This is a genomic window from Dietzia sp. JS16-p6b, assembly GCF_003052165.1.
Classification (GTDB): Bacteria; Actinomycetota; Actinomycetes; order Mycobacteriales; family Mycobacteriaceae; genus Dietzia.
The window spans coordinates 1,853,465-1,868,494 of sequence record NZ_CP024869.1; the positions used below are offsets into that span (position 1 = coordinate 1,853,465).

General features: G+C 70.2%; 14 protein-coding genes. 1 reads left to right on the plus strand and 13 read right to left on the minus strand.

The features are described from left to right. Nucleotides 1-26 precede the first annotated feature (26 nt). From nusB to CT688_RS08440, 7 genes are all read right to left on the minus strand, one after another. On the minus strand, nucleotides 27-572 hold the full coding sequence (nusB, locus tag CT688_RS08410) for a transcription antitermination factor NusB (RefSeq protein WP_107756531.1): 546 nt from the start codon (nucleotides 570-572) through the stop codon (nucleotides 27-29). A gap of 2 nt (nucleotides 573-574) precedes the next feature. Beyond that, nucleotides 575-1,138 (minus strand): elongation factor P, encoded by a 564-nt coding sequence (efp, locus tag CT688_RS08415; protein WP_107756532.1) that lies wholly within the window; start codon nucleotides 1,136-1,138, stop codon nucleotides 575-577. 75 nt (nucleotides 1,139-1,213) lie between these two features. Continuing rightward, on the minus strand, nucleotides 1,214-2,314 hold the full coding sequence (locus CT688_RS08420) for an aminopeptidase P family protein (RefSeq protein ID WP_107756533.1): 1,101 nt from the start codon (nucleotides 2,312-2,314) through the stop codon (nucleotides 1,214-1,216). Continuing rightward, a complete protein-coding gene (gene aroB, locus CT688_RS08425) occupies nucleotides 2,311-3,438 on the minus strand; it encodes a 3-dehydroquinate synthase (protein ID WP_107756534.1) in 1,128 nt (375 codons plus the stop codon). Before aroB ends, CT688_RS08420 begins: the two co-directional genes overlap by 4 nt. 46 nt (nucleotides 3,439-3,484) lie before the next feature. Continuing rightward, nucleotides 3,485-4,036 (minus strand): shikimate kinase, encoded by a 552-nt coding sequence (locus tag CT688_RS08430; RefSeq protein ID WP_107756535.1) that lies wholly within the window; start codon nucleotides 4,034-4,036, stop codon nucleotides 3,485-3,487. Further along, nucleotides 4,033-5,235: a chorismate synthase gene (gene aroC, locus CT688_RS08435; protein WP_107758094.1), complete on the minus strand. Its 1,203-nt coding sequence runs from the start codon at nucleotides 5,233-5,235 to the stop codon at nucleotides 4,033-4,035. Before aroC ends, CT688_RS08430 begins: the two co-directional genes overlap by 4 nt. 38 nt (nucleotides 5,236-5,273) lie before the next feature. Next, complete coding sequence (locus CT688_RS08440; protein WP_107756536.1) at nucleotides 5,274-6,347, minus strand: AraC family transcriptional regulator; 1,074 nt, start codon at nucleotides 6,345-6,347, stop codon at nucleotides 5,274-5,276. Between the two features lie 70 nt (nucleotides 6,348-6,417). Between CT688_RS08440 and CT688_RS08445 the strand changes: the two genes are divergently transcribed. Continuing rightward, a complete protein-coding gene (locus tag CT688_RS08445) occupies nucleotides 6,418-7,938 on the plus strand; it encodes an NAD(P)/FAD-dependent oxidoreductase (protein ID WP_107758095.1) in 1,521 nt (506 codons plus the stop codon). Nucleotides 7,939-7,967: 29 nt separating this feature from the next. Here CT688_RS08445 and CT688_RS08450 read toward each other — a convergent pair whose 3' ends face one another. The 6 genes from CT688_RS08450 to CT688_RS08470 all read right to left on the minus strand — a co-directional run bounded on the left by CT688_RS08450 (nucleotide 7,968) and on the right by CT688_RS08470 (nucleotide 15,002). Beyond that, nucleotides 7,968-8,810: a shikimate dehydrogenase gene (locus CT688_RS08450; protein ID WP_107756537.1), complete on the minus strand. Its 843-nt coding sequence runs from the start codon at nucleotides 8,808-8,810 to the stop codon at nucleotides 7,968-7,970. Then, nucleotides 8,800-9,972 (minus strand): endolytic transglycosylase MltG, encoded by a 1,173-nt coding sequence (gene mltG / locus CT688_RS08455; RefSeq protein ID WP_107756538.1) that lies wholly within the window; start codon nucleotides 9,970-9,972, stop codon nucleotides 8,800-8,802. The genes CT688_RS08450 and mltG overlap by 11 nt, the downstream gene beginning before the upstream one ends. Before the next feature lie 91 nt (nucleotides 9,973-10,063). Beyond that, the gene (gene ruvX, locus CT688_RS08460; RefSeq protein WP_107756539.1) at nucleotides 10,064-10,537 is read right to left on the minus strand and encodes a Holliday junction resolvase RuvX; all 474 of its coding nucleotides are present in this window, start codon (nucleotides 10,535-10,537) and stop codon (nucleotides 10,064-10,066) included. After that, complete coding sequence (gene alaS, locus CT688_RS08465; RefSeq protein WP_107756540.1) at nucleotides 10,534-13,194, minus strand: alanine--tRNA ligase; 2,661 nt, start codon at nucleotides 13,192-13,194, stop codon at nucleotides 10,534-10,536. Before alaS ends, ruvX begins: the two co-directional genes overlap by 4 nt. A 187-nt stretch (nucleotides 13,195-13,381) precedes the next feature. Further along, complete coding sequence (locus CT688_RS17325) at nucleotides 13,382-13,537, minus strand: hypothetical protein (RefSeq protein ID WP_017836862.1); 156 nt, start codon at nucleotides 13,535-13,537, stop codon at nucleotides 13,382-13,384. Between the two features lie 85 nt (nucleotides 13,538-13,622). Continuing rightward, nucleotides 13,623-15,002, minus strand: a complete 1,380-nt coding sequence (locus CT688_RS08470; protein ID WP_370446356.1) for a replication-associated recombination protein A — start codon at nucleotides 15,000-15,002, stop codon at nucleotides 13,623-13,625. Between the last annotated feature and the right edge of the window lie 28 nt (nucleotides 15,003-15,030).

The window sequence follows — 15,030 nt, forward strand, 5'->3', positions numbered from 1 at the left end:
AGGGATAGCTTTCGGGTTGAACCCTATCAGTCCCCGGCCCCCGGCCCCGGCGGGTCGGGGGTGGGCTCCGACACGTCCGCGGTCGGCGCCGGATCGAGCGAGGACACCGCGCGTTCGGCGGCCCGGATGTGCTCGGCGAGACCGGCGACGCGGTCGAGGACGGCGTTGACGTAGGGAACCGACTTCTCGGCCGACAGGTCCGAGATCAGCAGCACGGACTGGTCGATCACGATCGCCGCGTCCACGTCCTCGGTCCCGAACAGCAGCTCCCACGCTCCCGCCCGCAGCACCGCCCGGTCCACGGCCGGCAGGCGCTCGAGGGTCCAGTCCCGCAGGTGCTCGGAGATCATCGAGTCGATACGGTCCAGCCGCTGCGCCACGCCCGTGACGATCTCCATGGTGTACGACGCCACGTCGTGGAACTCCTGCGACTCCTCGCCCATCCGCCGGCGCTCCTCCGCGAGTGCCACCACATCGGCGTCGCGGAGTTCCGCCTCGAACAGCAGGGCCACCGCTCGCTTGCGCGCACGGAATCTCGATCCCCGGCGCCGGTGATCTGCCTCGTCCGCCATGGTCAGTCGTTCACCCGGCTGAGGTACCGGCCGTCGCGGGTGTCGATGCGGAGCTTGTCGCCCGTGTTGATGAACAGCGGGACGTGGACCTCGGCACCGGTCTCGAGTGTGGCGGGCTTGGTGCCGCCGGTCGACCGGTCACCCTGGAGACCCGGATCGGTGTGCTGGACCACCAGGTCCACCGCGACGGGCATCTCGGCGAACAGCGGCACGCCCTCGTGCATCGAGACCTGGACGCTGGTGTTCTCCAGGAGGAAGCGGGCACCGTCCCCCATCACGGCGGGCGAGACGTTGATCTGCTCGAAGTCCTTCTCGTCCATGAGGACGTAGTCCTCCCCGTCGCGGTACAGGAAGGTCATGTCGCGGCGGTCCACCGTCGCGGTCTCCACCTTGACCCCGGCGTTGTAGGTCTTGTCGACGATCTTGCCGGAAACGACGTTCTTGATCTTCGTGCGGACGAAGGCGGGACCCTTACCCGGCTTGACGTGCTGGAACTCCTGGATCTGCCACAGGTTCCCCTCCTCCTTGAGGACGAGGCCGTTCTTGAAATCGGCGGTGGACGCCATGGTCGGTTCTCCTTCGCGAGTCGTCGGCGGGCGGCAGTGGACCGGCGCCGCGCGGATGTTCTGTGGGACGGCGGCTCAGAGCACGGTCAGCGCCGTCGACGTGGTGGTCAGGGATCTACCGCTCCCGCCGGTGACGGCCACGGTGTCCTCGATTCGGATCCCGCCGAGCCCGGGGAGGTAGATCCCCGGCTCGATGGTGATCACATCGCCGTCGGACAGTGTACTCGCGGACCTGGCGGACACCGCGGGCGCTTCGTGGACATCCAGTCCCACGCCGTGACCCAGCGAATGGCCGAAGTGCTCGCCGAACCCCGCGTCGGAGATGATGCCCCGGCTCACGCCGTCGAGTTCCCCGCAGGCCAGTCCCTCCCGAACCGCGGACACACCGGCGCGCTGCGCGCGACTGACCACCTCGTAGGCGTCGAGGAGCCTGTCCGCGGCGCCCGCGAACGCCACCGTGCGGGTGCAGTCCGAGGCGTAGCCGGAGACGGTCGCACCGAAATCGACGACCACGAGATCGCCGGGGGCGAGCCGCCTGTCCCCCGGGACGTGGTGCGGGAACGCCCCGTTGGGACCCGAGGCGACGATGGTCTCGAACGCGACGCCGTCCGAACCAGCCCGTCGCATGGCGTGTTCGAGGTCCGCTGCGACCTCACGCTCGCTGCGGCCCGGGGCGAGTACGCCGTGGGCGAGCACATGGGTCCAGGCGTCGTCGACGACCCGGCAGGCACGCTCGATGAGACCGATCTCGACACTGTCCTTCGTCCTCCTCACCCGCTCCACCACGCCACTGGTCTCGACGAGCGGCGCGTCCGCGGCTCCGAGGTCGGCGAGCACCCGCCGCAGCGCGCTCGCCGCGGACAGGGTCATCGCGTCCGCCTCGACCGCCAACGGCGCGTCGGCGGGTCCGCGTCGACGTCCGAGAACCCCCGCGACGTACTCGCGCGAGATCACGTGCCCGACATCCGGGGCCTGCTCGACGACCTGGAGTTCGTACCGCGAATCCGTGCACAGGACGGCCTCGCCGTCGTCCTCCACCAGAACGGCCCCCCCGGACCCGCGGAACCCGGTCAGGTAGGCGATGTTCCGGGGGTCGGTCACGAGGAGTGCGGCAGCGCCCGCCTCCGCGGTCGCGGAGGCGACCGCGCGCCGACGGTCCGCCAGCCGGTCACTCACAGCAGCACCCCGCCGCCGCTGGGCTTGTTACCCTCCGAGATCGCGGCGTAGGCCGCGGTCATGAGGGATGGGTCGGGAGCCTCCATCCGTGCCGGACGGGCCAGTCCGTCGAGGACCACCAACCGGAGGAATCCGGAGTGGTTCTTCTTGTCCCCGGACATCAGCTCGAGCAGCCGGGGGAAGGCGTCATCGTGGTATCCGGTGGGCAACCCCAGGGAGGACAGGATCGACGCGTGTCGGTCCGCCGTCGCGTCGTCCAGACGCCCCGCCAGCCGGGCAAGCTCCGCCACGAAGCACATCCCCACGCTCACGGCCGCCCCGTGCCGCCAGCGGTACTGCTCACGGCGCTCGACCGCGTGCCCGAGTGTGTGACCGTAGTTGAGGATCTCCCGGGGACCGGACTCCTTCAGGTCCCGGCCCACCACGTCGGCCTTGACCTGGACACTGCGTCGGATGAGTTCGACGATCGTCTCCCCGGTCGGGTCGAGCGCGGCCTGCGGGTCCGCCTCGATGAGGTCGAGGATCCCCGGGTCCGCGATGAAACCGCACTTGACCACCTCCGCCATGCCCGAGATCAACTCGTTGCGCGGAACCGATTCGAGGGTGGCGGTGTCGACGAAGACGGCGGCCGGTTCGTGGAAGCTCCCCACCAGGTTCTTGCCTGCATCGGTGTTGATCCCGGTCTTGCCCCCCACGGCGGCGTCCACCATGGCGAGCAGCGTGGTGGGGATGTGCACCACGCGCACCCCGCGCATCCAGGTGGCGGCGACGAATCCGGCGAGGTCCGTCGCCGCCCCGCCACCCAGGCTCACCACGGTGTCCTTGCGGCCCAGCCCGATCTTGCCGAGCACGTCCCAGCAGTACCCCGCCACGGCGAGGTCCTTGCCGGCCTCCGCGTCGGGGATCTCGACGCGGTGCGCGTTGACGCCGGCGGCGGCGAGTTGCTCCCGCAGCAACTCGGCGGTCTGCGTCAACGGCGGCTGATGGAATATCGCCAGGTTCCGCGACTCCGAGCACGCCTCGAGGATCTCCGGCAACAGTCCGCGGCCGATCACCACCGGATAGGGGGCGGCGGACCGCACATCCACCACCACGGGCTCGGTGGTGTCTCGGTCTCGGTTCATGAAGGACTCCCGCTCATCGCTCGACTGATCTCACTTCTCGCCGGACTCACGATCGGTCCGCCGCGCTGCGCGCGTGCGGGTCACCGGACTCGAGTCTGTCGACGATCTCCGTCACCACCTTGCCCGAACTCCTGCGCTCGGTGCTCACGGTCGACCACGCGACCTCCCGGTAGAGCGGCGCCCGCTCGGTCAACAACGCCTGGTACCGCGCCGTCACGTCACCGCCGGCGAGGAGTGGGCGACCGGCGCCCCGGGACCTGCGCACCCCCTCGGCCACCCCGATCGTCAGATGGATCACGCGGTGACCGCGGAGCCGGCCGCGGGTGGTCGCCGACAGCACGGCACCGCCCCCCAGCGAGAGGACCCCGCTGAAGGTCTCCAGCGCCTCCCCCACGACCCTCTCCTCGATCGCGCGGAACGCGGGTTCACCCTCCTCCGCGAAGATCTCGGGAATCGACCGCCCCTCGGCCTCCTCGATCATCTGATCGGCATCACGGAACGGAACGTCGAGCCTGCGGGCCAGCTTGCGCCCGATGGTCGTCTTGCCGGCACCCGGCGGACCCACCAGGACGGCGACCGGCCGTGCCGGGTGGTTCATGCCGGATCCGAGTCCCAGTCCAGTCTCGCCGCCACGGCGTCGAGGTACCCTTGCGCGTTGCGCCGGGTCTCCGACACCGAGTCCCCGCCGAACTTCTGCAGGACAGAGCGTGCGAGGACCAGCGCGACCATGGATTCCGCGACCACCCCGGCGGCGGGGACCGCGCAGACATCGGAGCGCTGGTGGATGGCGGTGGCGCCGGATCCGTCCGCCATGTCGACGGTGCTCAGCGCGCGCGGCACCGTGGAGATGGGTTTCATGGCGGCGCGGACCCGCAGGACCTGCCCGTTGGTCATCCCGCCCTCGAGTCCACCCGCGCGGTTGGTACGGCGTTCCACGCCGTCATCGCCCCGCACCATCTCGTCGTGCGCGACGCTGCCCCGGCGACGCGCGGTCTCGAAACCGTCGCCGACCTCGACCCCCTTGATCGCCTGGATCCCCATGAGGGCTCCCGCAAGCTGGGCGTCGAGGCGCTCCTCGCCGGACACGTGCGAACCGAGTCCGATGGGCAGCCCGTGGACGACCACCTCGACCACGCCCCCGAGCGTGTCCCCGGCCTTCTTGGCGGCCTCGATCTCGGCGATCATGGATTCCCCGCTCGCGGTGTCGAAGGCACGCACGGGACTCTCGTCGATGACCGGCAGGTCGGCGAACGTGGGTTCGGGCCCGGTGTAGGGATCGGAGGCGCCGATGGAGATCACGTGCGAGAGGACCTCCACGCCCAGGACCTCACGCAGCACCGCCCGCGCGACCGTCCCCGCCGCGACCCTGGCCGCGGTCTCGCGTGCGCTGGCGCGTTCCAGAACCATGCGGGCGTCGTCGAAGTCGTACTTCACCATCCCGGCGAAGTCGGCGTGGCCCGGGCGAGGTCTGGTGAGGGTGGCCGCGCGGGCCTTGTCCTCGATCGCATCGGGGTCGATGGGATCCGCCGACATGATCGTGTCCCACTTGGGCCACTCGGTGTTCCCGACCTCGATCGCCACGGGCGAGCCCATGGTGCGACCGTGGCGGACGCCGGCCAGCACCCTGACCGCGTCGGCCTCGAACTTCATCCGGGCGCCGCGGCCGTAGCCCAGGCGGCGACGGGCGAGCTGCGCCGCGATCTGGTCGGTCGTCACCTCGACACCCGCGATGACGCCCTCGACGATCGTCACCAGGGCCTGGCCATGCGATTCTCCGGCGGTGGTCCACTTCAGCACGTCGCCGATCATCCCACGTCCGGGTCCCACCCGGCACATCAGGCCCGCCGGGCCGCCGGCGTCCGGGTGCGCGAGGCGACCGAGGCCCGGTGCGGGGTGGTACCGGTGAGTCGCCGGAACGCGTGGATGAAGCTCGACGCCTCGGCATATCCCAACCGGATGGCGACGTCCTCGACGGACAGCAGACCGGTAGCCAACATGCGGTCTGCCAACTCGACCCGGACGTCGTCCAGCAGGCGTTGGTAGGAGGTGCCCTCCTCCGCCAGACGCCTCCGCAACGTCCGTGGACTCACCCCCAGTTCGGCGGCCACCGACGACATGGGTGCCCCCTGGGAGAGACGTCCGGTGATGGCGACGCGGACCCGGCTGCTCACCGGCCCGCGGTTTCGTCGGGTGGCGGCGAGGTCTCTGCAGAGCGCCTCCGCCACCGCCACCGTGGCGGTACTGCCCTGGGGGAGCGGACTGTCGAGGTGGGCGGCGTCGAATACGGCCGTGACCCCGACCCCGCCCTCGGACGACGACGCCACCGGCCCCAGTCGTTCACCGTAGGCCTCGAGGGTGGGCGCGGATCGGCCACCGCGGAACACGACCTCGGTGAAAGGCAGGCCGCCGGGGACGAGGTCGCCGAGAACGGAGTGGATCGCGAAGAGATCCCTGTCCACCAGGAACTCGCGGACGTCCCCCGGAAGGGTCGCGCCCCCCAGGCGGGCCTCGATCCGGTCCCCGGTCGTCTCCACCGCGATCGTGCTGAAGATGTAGCTCAGGTCGATGAAGCGCAGTGTCGTGGCGATCACCTCGCGGAGTGTGGGGCTGGACAGCAGGGCGTATCCGAGGATCCCGAAGGTCGTCAACCGGTAGGCGGACCCGACCTCGGCGGCGAGCGCGGGACGGTGTCCCGCGGCCGTCCGGAGGTTGCGGATCGCGGCCAGCTCGCTCTGCGGCGCCACCAGCAGGTCGGGGTTCGCCAGGTCAGTGGGGCTCAGCCCGACCCCGCGCAGGATCGCCCCCGCCTCGATGCCGAGAGCGCCGCCCGCCTCGACGAGTACACCGATACCGGTGGCCGATCGGGGAAAGTCCCAGTGCGGCACGGCGGGATCCTCCCAGGAGTTCATGGCCGGAATTATGGATTATCAGGCCGGGAAAGTCTGTGGCCACGCCGGGCCGGCGTCATACGGTCTCATCATGACTCCTTCCCCCTCCCCCACGCAGACCACGCGACGGCGACCCCGGGTCCTCATCATCGGCGCGGGATTCGGCGGCCTGGGTGTCGCCTACGAACTCACCCGTGGCGACCTCGCCGACGTGACGATCCTCGAGAAGGCCGACGACGTGGGCGGGGTGTGGAGGGACAACACCTACCCGGGAGCGGCGTGTGACGTGCCGTCGAACCTCTACTCGTACTCGTTCCACCGCAAGACGGACTGGGGCCGTCGCTACGCGGAGCAACCCGACATCCTCTCCTACATCCGTGAGACCGCAGACCGGTTCGGTCTCCGTGACAAGGTGCGCACGGGGACCGAGGTGACCTCGGCGACCTTCGACGAGGACACCGCCACGTGGACGGTCCTCACCGACTCCGGCGACACCTTCGAGGCCGACGTCCTGGTTCCGGCCGTCGGCCAGCTGTCCCGGCCGGCCTACCCGGACATCCCGGGGCTCCAGACGTTCGCGGGGCCGTCATTCCACTCCGCTCGGTGGCGTCACGACGTCGACCTCACCGGCAAGCGGATCGCCGTTCTCGGGACCGGGGCCTCGGCGATCCAGTTCGTCCCCCGCATCCGCGAGGCCGCCTCCCATGTGACGGTCTTCCAGCGCTCGGCGCCGTGGGTGGTGCCCAAGCCGGACCGGGCCTACACCGACACCCACCGTGCCGCCTTCGCCCGGGTTCCCGGCCTGATCCCCGCGATGCGCGGTGCCATCTGGGAGACCACCGAGGCGATCGGCCTGGCCCTGACCTCCGCGCGGCCGCTGGCCCGGATCCTGAGCGGGCTGGCCAGAGCCAATCTCAGGCTGACCGTCAGGGATCCCGCGTTGCGAGCCGCGCTCACCCCGACCGAGCCGATCGGGTGTAAGCGGATGCTGTTCAGCAACGGGTGGTACCCCGCGCTCGCCCAGCCGGACGTCGACGTGGTGACCGACGGCATCGCCGAGGTCGTGCCCGACGGCATCGTCACCGTGGACGGACAGCTGCACCCCGCCGACGTCATCATCTACGGCACCGGTTTCAAGGCCACCGAGTTCCTGGCACCCATGACCGTGCGAGGGCGCGGGGGACGGGACCTGCACGAGCAGTGGCGTGAGGGCGCCCGCGCCTACCTCGGGATGGCCGTGCAGGGTTTTCCCAACATGTTCCTCGTCTACGGCCCCAACACCAATCTCGGGAGCAGTTCGATCATCCTCATGATGGAGCAGCAGGCCCGCTACATCCGCCAGATCGTCGAGGGACTGGCCGAGGCGGATCGGCCGGCGGCCCTCGAGGTCCGCCCGGAGGTCGACGACGCCTACGACGCCGAGATCATGCGGCGTCTCGACGACTCCGTCTGGAGCGGATGCGACTCCTGGTACCGGGTCGGCTCGGGACGGGTCACCACCAACTGGCCCGGACTGGTCCACGAGTACCAGCGGCGGACCCGGACCGCGGACACGTCCGACTACGAGACCGTGACGGCACGTCGCCCGGACGTGGCGACGACGGCCGGTTAGGGCACCGCGCGACGGGGGCGCCGCCGCCGTCAGCGACCGAGCGCGTCCGCGAGAGCCGCGGCCATGGCCTGGCGGGGTGCGGGCCGCCCGGTGAACAGTTCCACCTGGCCGAAGGCCTGGTGGAGGAGCATGACGTCGCCGCCGACCACAGGGATCCCGGCGGACAGCGCGGCGGAGGCGGCCGCGGTGGGCCAGGGGTCGTACAGGACGTCGAACAGGCGGTTGGCGTGTGCCACCAGGTGGGTGAGCTCACCGACCCCCGGTTCGGGAACGGTGTTGACGAGGACATCCGACCTCGACACCTCGTCCGGCAGGGTCGCATCGGACAGCAGTACGGTGTGGATCTCCAGGCCCAGCGCTCGGCCGCAGTCGGCGGCGGGCGCGGCGTTGTCGCGGCGCGAGGCCAGCACCACGCGGGCCGCTCCGGCCGCCGCGAGCCCGGCCAACACCGGGCGGGCGGTCCCGCCGACGCCCAGGACGACCGCCGTCGGTTCGGGGGGCAGCTCGTCGAACCCGGCGAGTGCCCCGGTCACCCCGTCGACGTCCGTGCAGTCGGCGAACCAGCCGGTCTCCCGCCGGACGAGGGTGTTGGCGCTACCGACGATCCGGGCGCGCTCGCTGACCTCGGTCGCGTACACGAGGGCGGCGAACTTGTTCGGCATCGTCACCGAATACCCCACACGATGGTCGGGAGACGAGTCGACCACGGCGGGCAGTTGCGCCTCCGTGCACTCGATCCGCTCGTAGGTCCACCCGTCGAGGCCGAGCGCCCGGTACGCGGCACCGTGCAGGACCGGGGACAGGGAGTGGTCCACAGGGTGGCCGAGTACCGCGGCCGACCGGGGCGAGCGGTCCGCGGCGCTATCGCCCACTGGACAGGACCCCGTTCGCGATCGCCTCGCTCTGGTATCGCTCGTGCTCCGGGTACTCGTCGGCGAATCGGGTGGTCCCCTGCATGTCGACCGTGACGAAGTACTTCCACTGTCCTTCCGCGGGGTTCTCCATCGCCCGGAGCGCGTCGAGGCCGGGAGACCCGATCGGACCGTAGGGCAACCCGTCCATGGCGTAGGTGTTCCACGGCGTGACCGCGGCCCGATCGGCGTCGGTCGTCGCGATCTCCTGGTCGGCGAGGGCGTAGTTGACCGTCGAGTCGAACTGCAGGCGCATCGGCTCGTCGAGTCGGTTGAGGATCACCCGGGCGATCTTGTCGAAATCCTCGAGTGTCCCCTCCTTCTCCACCAGGGACGCCGCCGTGACCACCTGATAAGGGGTCAACCCGATCCTCTCGGCGGAGGGGACGAGGCCGGTGGCGTCGTACGCCTCGGTCGACGAGTCGATCAACTGGCGGAGGATCTCCACGGGCTCCGACTGCGGGTTGATGTTGTGAACGCCGGGCGCGATCAGCCCCTCGAGTCGACGCACCGGGTCCGGGGCGCCGCGGACCTCGTTGATGGCCCAGTCGGGCACCCCGAGTTCAACGGGGTCGGCCTGGACGGCGGCGTCGACGATCTCCTGGGGAAGCCGGCACATCGGTGGGGCGTCCGGCTGGTCGAGGTCCCGCAGACAGGTCGCGTCGGCGATGAGGGTGTAGATGCCCTTCTCGGTGCCGCCGCCGACCACGACCGTGTCGAGCAGCCGTCCACCGGGATTGACGTCCATGTAGCCGACTCTGCTGCGGGGATCGGACAGGGCCTCGACCGCCGACGCGGCACTCATCTCCTGGCGGACCTGGTAATAACCCGGTTGGATGCCCTCGACCGACGTCCCGGAAGCTGCGCCCGTGAAGGCCCGGGTGCTGGCCACGGTGCCGATGTCATACAGGCGATCCCCGACCACTCCCAGGGTGTCACCCGGTTCGACGTGCAACAGGGCGGTACCGGAACCCCCGCCCTCGAAATCCGGCGCGGCCGAGATCTCGCTGTTCGTCGCCCGGTACACCATCGCGGCGAAGGCCAGGACCACCCCGACCACGGCCGCGAGGAGTATGAACCGGATGGTGCCACTCGTTCGTGAGCGTCCTCGTGCCGCAGACATCGTGCTCCTTATCCGGTGGTTCAGGGAGCTGCCCGCCGGACAGCATCGTGCGTCGTGTCAGTTTATCCAGCCGGGTGGGTCGGGACGCCCGTCATCGGCGGGCGCGCCGTGAGTCGAGCCATGCCTGGAGCAGCACCACCGCGGCGGCCTGGTCGATCACGCCACGCTGCTGTCGGGTGTTCCTGCCCGCTCCGTGCAGGGCGGCCCCGGCCGTCACGGTGGTGAGTCGTTCGTCCACCGTCTCGACGTCGAGACCCGGCGAGGCGGCGGACAGCGCCGTGACGAACGATCGCGCCATCGCCGTCGAGGCGGTGTCCCGTCCCTTCAACGAGGTGGGCAGTCCGACGATCACGCCGACCGCGTCGTGCTCCTCGACAAGCTCAGCCAGGCGCCTCACCTCCGCCGTCCAGTCGGGGTCACCACTGGCGACCCGAATCGTCTCGACAGGAGTGGCCAGAATCCCGTCGGGATCGCACGAGGCGACACCGATCCGTGCCGTCCCCACGTCCAGCCCGATCCGACGTCCACGGGTCCATCCGGAGGAACCGGTGTCGGATGCCGTCACCCGGCGTCCCTGACGGCGGAGCGCAGGGCGGACACGGCCGCATCGATGCCGGACGGGTCGGTGCCGGCGCCCTGTGCCATGTCGGCCTTGCCACCACCCCGCGCCCCGAGCGTCGGTGCGATGGCCTTGACCAGATCTCCCGCGCGCAGACCGCGCTCCTGGGCGGCCGGGCTCACCGCGATGACGAACGGGACCTTGTCGGAACCCGCGGCGGTGAGGAAGATGACGCCGGCGTCCCCGCCGAGACGGCCCCTGAGGTCCGATGCGAGTGTCCGCAGGTCGCCCGCCGATCCTCCCGGGTCGTCGTGTGTCAGCAGCCGGATCCCGTCGAGGTCCTCGGCCGCCGACAGCAGGTCCCCGGCCCGAGAGGCGAGCTGGGCGGCACGCATCGATTCGAGGGCCTTCTCCGCCTCCCGCAACTTCGCGGTCAGCGCGGCCACCCGGTCGGGCAGCTCCTCGGCCGGTGCCTTGAGCGAGGTGGCCAGGCCCGACACGAGCGCACGTTCCCGGGCCTGATGTCGGTAGGCGTCCATGCCGACGTACGCCTCCACCCGCCGGATACCGGAGCCGACGGAGGCCTCGCCCAGCAGACTCACCGGGCCGATCTGCGCGGAACTGGCGACGTGGGTTCCGCCGCACAGTTCCATCGAGAACGGACCGCCGATCTCCACCACCCGGACCAGCGACCCGTAGTTCTCGCCGAACAGTGCCATGGCGCCCATCCGGCGGGCGTCGTCGAGGCTGGTCTCGATCGTGTTCACGCGATAGTCGGCGTCGACGGCGGCGTTGGTGATCTCCTCCACCTGGGCCAGGACGTCCGCCGGGATGGAACCCGACCAGTTGAAGTCGAACCGCATGTACCCCGGTTTGTTGAGCGAGCCCGCCTGGACGGCTTCCGGTCCGAGGATCTGCCGCAGCGCGGCGTGGACGAGGTGGGTGGCCGAGTGGCCCTGTGTGGCCCCCTTGCGCCACTCCGGGTCGACGGCCGCGGTGACGAGCTGGCCGGCCTCGACCTCGCCTCCCGTGAGGACGCCCTTGTGGATCCACAGCTTCTTGCCGATCTTCTGGACGTCGTCGACCTGCATCTGGAAACCGGCCGTGGAGATCATGCCGCGGTCCCCGAGCTGGCCACCGGACTCGGCGTAGAACGGGGTGCGATCGAGGACGAACTCGACCCTGTCACCCTCCCTGGCCACGGGGACGGATTCGCCGCCGGACACGATGCCCAGGAGTGTGGACTCGTCGGTGAGTTCGGTGAATCCGGTGAAGACGGTCTCGCCCGCGTCGAGGAAGTCGCGGTACACCGACAGGTCGGCGTGGGCGTGCTTCTTGGACCGCGAGTCCGCCTTGGCCCTCGCCCGCTGCTCGGACATCAGGGACCGGAAGCCCGCCTCGTCGACCTGGAGTCCGGCCTCGGCCGCCATCTCCAGCGTGAGGTCGATGGGGAACCCGTGCGTGTCGTGCAGCGCGAAGGCCTGGCGTCCCGACAGGGTCGCCGCCCCCGACTTCCTGGCGTCCTGCGCGGCGCGTTCGAACAGCTGGGTGCCGGACTCGAGGGTCTTGAGGAAGGCGATCTCCTCGGCCACGGCGATGCGTTCGATGCGCTCGTACCCGGCGACGGTCTCGGGGAACGACGGGCCGATCGCCTCCTTGACTGTGGTCATCAACTCGGCCATCGTGTCCCCGCCCGCCCCGAGCAGCCGGACCGAGCGGACGATTCGCCGCAGGAGGCGGCGCAGGATGTACCCGCGGCCCTCGTTGCCGGGGGTCACACCGTCGGCGATCAGCATGTACGCCGTGCGCGCGTGATCCGCGATCACCCGGAAACGTACGTCGGAGGCGCTGTCCGCCCCGTAGGTGCTGCCGGAGAGACGCTCGGCGGTGTCGATCACCGGGCGGAGCAGGTCGGTCTCGTAGACGTTCTCGACACCCTGGAGCAGGAACGCGACCCGCTCTATCCCCATCCCGGTGTCGATGTTCTGCTTGGGCAGCGGGCCCAGGATCTCGAACGCGTCCTTGCCGGTGCCCTCGCCGCGCTCGTTCTGCATGAACACGAGGTTCCAGATCTCGATGTAGCGGTCCTCATCCGCCTCCGGACCGCCCTCCGCCCCGTAGGCCGGGCCGCGGTCGTAGAAGATCTCCGAGCACGGCCCGCACGGTCCGGGAACACCCATGGACCAGTAGTTGTCCGCCATCCCGCGACGTTGGATGCGGCCCTCCGGGACGCCGACCACGTCACGCCAGATGCCATACGCCTCGTCATCGTCGAGATAGACGGTGACCCACAGCAGCCCGGGGTCGATACCGAACCCGCCGTCATCGACGGACGAGGTGAGCAGTGACCACGCGTGCCGGATCGCCCCCTCCTTGAAGTAGTCACCGAAGGAGAAGTTGCCGGCCATCTGGAAGAAGGTGTTGTGGCGTGTGGTGATGCCCACCTCCTCGATGTCGAGGGTGCGCACACACTTCTGGATGGAGGTCGCGGTGGCGTGCTCCGGGGTCTCCTGGCCCAGGAAGTAGGGCTTGAACGGGACCATGCCCGCATTGACGAACAACAGGTTCGGATCGTCCAGTACCAGTGATGCGCTGGGGACCTCGGCGTGTCCGGCCCTGACGAAGTGGTCGAGGAATCGGCGCCGGATCTCATGGGTCTGCACAGGGGGCCTCACTGGGGTCTTGAGGAGGTGGTCGGACGACTGCTCAGCCTACCGGCGGCACTCCGGCGTCGAGGAACGGACCGGAAGAGCCTTCGAACGCCCTCGGCACGGACCCCGCCTGCGGGGACCGTGCCGAGGGGACTGCCGGCGATCCGGCCGGCGATCTGACGACGCGCGAGTAGCCGTATCAGCGCGGCATCGGGGGCAGGATGATGCCGAAGTTGGCGGCGGTGATGAACGCCTCCTGGGGAAGCAGACCGAGGCTGTGCGCGCCGGTCCCCCACACGCCCACCGAGGTGGCCACACCGACCAGGGTCGAGAAGATGCTCGCGATTCCGCTCATGATTCCTCCGAAAAGTGCTCGACGACTTGAATGTTGCGCCCGTTCAGACAGGCCTCATGAGTTTCACATATTTCGACCCGGGCAGCTAGGTGGATCCGCGGACGATGCCCCGCAGTCGGGTCAGTCTCGTGCGCAGGTCACGTTCGTAACCGTGTCCGGTGGGCGAGTAGTAGTCCCGACCCACGAGCTCGTCGGGAGGGTACTGCTGCGCCACCACCCCCGCCGGCGACTGGTGCGCGTAGCGATATCCGACGCCGTTGCCCAGCCCCTTCGCCCCGGCGTAGTGACCGTCCCGGAGGTGACGCGGGACCTCCCCGACGCCACCGGCGCGCACGTCGGCCATCGCGGCGTCGATCGCGGAGATGACGGCGTTGGACTTGGGCGCCGTCGCCAGGTGGATGGTGGCCTGGGCCAGGGCGAGGCGGCATTCCGGCAGCCCCACCTTCTGCACGACGTCCGACGCGGCAGAGGCGGCGAGCAGTGCGGTGGGGTCGGCCATGCCGATGTCCTCACTCGCGTGCACCATCAGTCGCCGCGCGATGAATCGCGGATCCTCCCCCGCGACCAGCATCCGCGCGAGGTAGTGCAGGGCCGCGTCGGCGTCCGATCCGCGGATCGACTTGATGAACGCGCTCGTGACGTCGTAGTGCTGGTCACCGTCACGGTCGTAGCGCACCGGTGCCGCGTCCAGGCTGAGTTCGACCGTCTCCGGGGTCACCACCGCGTCCTCGGCGGCCCCCGCGGCGGCCTCGAGGATGGTCAGGCTGCGCCGGGCGTCGCCGCCGGAGAGCCGGACGATGTCCTCCACGGCGGCGTCGGTCACCTCGAGCGCACCCCCGTAGCCCCGCTCGTCCGCGACGGCCCGCCGGATCACCGTCGCCACCCCCGCCGCGTCCAACCCCTGCAGCTCGGCGATGAGCGAGCGGCTCAGCAGCGGGGCTATCACCGAGAAGTGCGGGTTCTCCGTGGTGGCGGCCACCAGGAGCACGATCCCGTTCTCGACCGCGGCCAGCAGCGCGTCCTGCTGGCTCTTCGAGAAACGGTGCACCTCGTCGATGAACAGCACCGTCCGGCGGCCGTGGAGTTGACGCGTCCGGGCGTCCTCGATCACCGCGCGGACGTCCTTGACCCCGGCGCTCAGGGCGGAGAGCGCCACGAAGTGCCGTCCGGACGTGCTGGCCACCAGATTGGCCAATGTCGTCTTGCCCGTCCCCGGCGGCCCGTAGAGGATCACCGAGGACCCTCCCCGGCCCTCGACCAACCGCCGCAACGGAGAGTTGGGTCGCAGGAGGTGCTCCTGTCCCACCACCTCGTCCAGCGTCCGTGGCCTCATCCGGACCGCCAGCGGAGACCCCGGGTCGACCCGCGGGACAGACCCCTCCCGCGGACCCGGTCGCGCATCCCCGGCCGCGAACAACCCTGCGTCTTCGCTCACGCGACCCAGGCTACCGACGGACCCCGACACCGCTTGGATGGTGAACATCAGGAGACGA

Bases quoted from the DNA above. Each gene is read 5' to 3' on its own strand.
- nusB (WP_107756531.1), bottom strand. From the start codon at position 572: ATGGCGGACGAGGCAGATCACCGGCGCCGGGGATCGAGATTCCGTGCG.
- aroB (WP_107756534.1), bottom strand. From the start codon at position 3,438: ATGAACCGAGACCGAGACACCACCGAGCCCGTGGTGGTGGATGTGCGG.
- CT688_RS08440 (WP_107756536.1), bottom strand. From the start codon at position 6,347: ATGAACTCCTGGGAGGATCCCGCCGTGCCGCACTGGGACTTTCCCCGA.
- mltG (WP_107756538.1), bottom strand. From the start codon at position 9,972: ATGTCTGCGGCACGAGGACGCTCACGAACGAGTGGCACCATCCGGTTC.
- CT688_RS08445 (WP_107758095.1), top strand. From the start codon at position 6,418: ATGACTCCTTCCCCCTCCCCCACGCAGACCACGCGACGGCGACCCCGG.
- efp (WP_107756532.1), bottom strand. From the start codon at position 1,138: ATGGCGTCCACCGCCGATTTCAAGAACGGCCTCGTCCTCAAGGAGGAG.
- CT688_RS17325 (WP_017836862.1), bottom strand. From the start codon at position 13,537: ATGAGCGGAATCGCGAGCATCTTCTCGACCCTGGTCGGTGTGGCCACC.
- CT688_RS08430 (WP_107756535.1), bottom strand. From the start codon at position 4,036: ATGAACCACCCGGCACGGCCGGTCGCCGTCCTGGTGGGTCCGCCGGGT.